Source organism: Methylobacterium sp. WL7 (assembly GCF_008040085.1).
GTDB classification, from domain to species: Bacteria; Pseudomonadota; Alphaproteobacteria; order Rhizobiales; family Beijerinckiaceae; genus Methylobacterium; species Methylobacterium mesophilicum.
In genome coordinates this window covers 1-2,407 of sequence record NZ_VRVG01000274.1, presented here as the reverse complement: position 1 = coordinate 2,407, position 2,407 = coordinate 1, and the positions used below count along the sequence as shown (strand labels likewise).

Here is a 2,407-nt window from a genome sequence, read left to right as displayed (position 1 = left end):
GAACTGGTGATCAAGCAGTTTGGCCTGACCAACCCGGTTTGCGGCGTTCCGGAGATCGTCGGCACGCTGCAGAAAATGGTCGAGGCGTCCGGCATGCGGAACCCCGAGCAGTTCTTCAAGATGCCGGATGCGCAGGCTGTACAGGCGTACATGGCGTCGAAGCCGCCGCCCATGGATCCGCGTGTTGCGGCCATCCAGGCGCGGTCTCAGGCGCAGGCGCAAGCGCTGGCTCAGAAGGGCCAGCTCGACCAGCAGAAGCTGCAGGCCGACGTCGCCCTTCGGCAGCAGAAGATCCAGATCGACGCTCAGGCCGACACCGCGCAGGCCGGCATGGACCTCCAGCAGCGTCGCGAAGTGCTGGCGCTCGAGGCGCAGGCCAAGCAGGCAGAGCTTCAGCAGGAGTTCGATCTGCGGCGGCAGGAATTGGAGCTTGAGGCGCACCTGAAGATGCAGGAGTTGCAGCACGGTCTGCACGTCTCCGGCATGGCCCAACTGGCGAGGCCGCAGTGATCGGTGAAGACCCCCGCGCCGATGGCGTTCGCGCTCAACAGATCCTCGACGACGAGATCGTTCAGCACCTGCTCGACCGGATCGAGACCGGCGCCGTCGACGCCCTCACCACCCTGTCGCTCGCCGACATGACCAATCACCCGATGCTGATCGCGCGCGTGTGCGATCTGCAGGCCGCCCGCGCCTTCCGCCTGGGCCTCCAGAACCTCGTGACCAGCGGCAAGACCGTCGGGTCCGAGCCCGTCGACGTCGCTTAGTCGGCACCCCGCGCCGCGCCTGGGCCTAGACCCAGCACCCGCCGCGCAACAGTGAGCACAACCACATGGCCGGCACCTCTGCTCCCGCGGAGCGCGTTTCTGCGCCCGAAGCCAACACCACCGACCTCCGCGCGCACGCAGCGGGCATCACCGATGAGGATTGGGGCTTCGACGACGACCTCGACGAAGGTGGTTCGGCTGCCGAGCGGCAGGCACGCGAGACACCGAAGCACGAGACGGCCACGGAAGCGGCCGAAGAGACCGAGGAAGCCCGCGAGCCGCTGCCGTCGGAAGGGATCACCGACGAGGACATGGGCGAAGAGGGCGAGCCCGAGGTTGAGGAGCCCGAGGACGGCGAAGACGCCACCAAGGACGCCAAGGGCGAGGACAAGCCCGAGGAAGCCAAGGACGCGATCACCGTCAAGATCGACGGCCAGGAATACCCGATCGAGGAGATCAAGCGCGGGTTCATGCGGACGGCGGATTACACCCGCAAGACGCAGGAAGTCGCCGAGACCCGCAAGCAGGTCGAGACCTATCAGCAGCGGCTGCAGCAGTCCGAGGGCGAGTTGGCCCAGGTGCTGGATCTCGCCACCGAGATCACCCGCGGTTCGCTCCCGCAGCCGCCCAGCCAGTCGATGATCGACACCGATCCGCAGGGCTACCTGCGGGCGCAGGCGCACTACACCGCCGAGGTCCAGAAGCTGGAGAAGCTGGTGCAGGCGCGCCAGAGCCTCGGCCAGCAGCAGACACACCAGCAGCGGCAGGCTCAGGAAGCCGCCAAGGCTGAGCAGACGCAGGCCGCACAGGTCGCGCTGCAGAACGAAATTCGGCTGATGCAGGAGAAGCTTCCGGAACTTCGGACCCCCGAAGGCCGGAACACCTTCTTTGCGGATGCCCAGAAGCAGGCGACCGCCTACGGGCTGGCCCCTGAAGACATCGCAGGCATTCAGGACCACCGGCTTCTGCTGGTGCTGAAGGACGCGATGGCCTTCCGGAAGCTCCAGTCCGCCAAGCCGGCCGCTGTCGAAAAGGCCAAAGCCGCACCCCCGATCCGACCGGCCACCAGGCCACCGGGCACCCGGGATGAGGGAGGCCGCCGAGCCGCCTTGGAACGGTTTCATCGCGATCCGAGCATCCAGAACGCCGCCGCGACGATCCCCGACTCTTGGCTTGAGTGACCCTGCCGCCCGTGCGCTCCGCGTGAGCCCGGCGGCCGACCCGAAAGCACCCACACCATGGCACAGGTTGCCGGAACCCAGGACGTTTACGTCACCAAGGGCCTGCGTGAAGACCTTCAGGACAAGATCTTCCTGATCAACAAGGACGACACGCCCTTCATCTCCAACATCGGCTCCGACACGGCCGACGCGATCAAGACCGAGTGGCAGATCGATGTCCTCGACCCGCCGGATCTGAACAACGCCCAGATCGAAGGCGATACCTACGCCTACGTGCTCCCGTCCTCGACCCAGCGCGTCGGCAACTACTGCCAGATCATGCGCAAGACCATGCTGGTCTCGGGCACCCTGGAGGAAGTCAAGAAGGCCGGCCGTGCTTCTGAGATGAAGTACCAGGCCATGAAGAAGGGCATGGCCCTGAAGCGCGATATGGAGGGCATCCTCCTGTCGGCTCAGGCG

The 2,407-nt window shown here is 66.1% G+C and carries 3 protein-coding genes and 1 pseudogene; all 4 read left to right on the top strand.

The annotated features are described in order from the left end of the window. A pseudogene (locus FV233_RS30750) lies at nucleotides 1-510 on the top strand (hypothetical protein); the annotation flags it as partial. Further along, nucleotides 507-767 carry a hypothetical protein gene (locus FV233_RS29105; protein WP_147899607.1) on the top strand — a complete coding sequence of 87 codons (261 nt, stop codon included), beginning with the start codon at nucleotides 507-509 and terminating at the stop codon, nucleotides 765-767. The pseudogene FV233_RS30750 and the gene FV233_RS29105, both read left to right, overlap by 4 nt. 65 nt (nucleotides 768-832) lie before the next feature. Then, entirely contained in the window at nucleotides 833-1,948 is a 1,116-nt protein-coding gene (locus FV233_RS29100; protein WP_147899606.1) for a hypothetical protein, read from the top strand. Nucleotides 1,949-2,005: 57 nt separating this feature from the next. Then, nucleotides 2,006-2,407, top strand: a 402-nt coding sequence (locus FV233_RS29095) for a DUF5309 family protein (RefSeq protein WP_187278269.1), incomplete at its 3' end; no start/stop codon positions are given.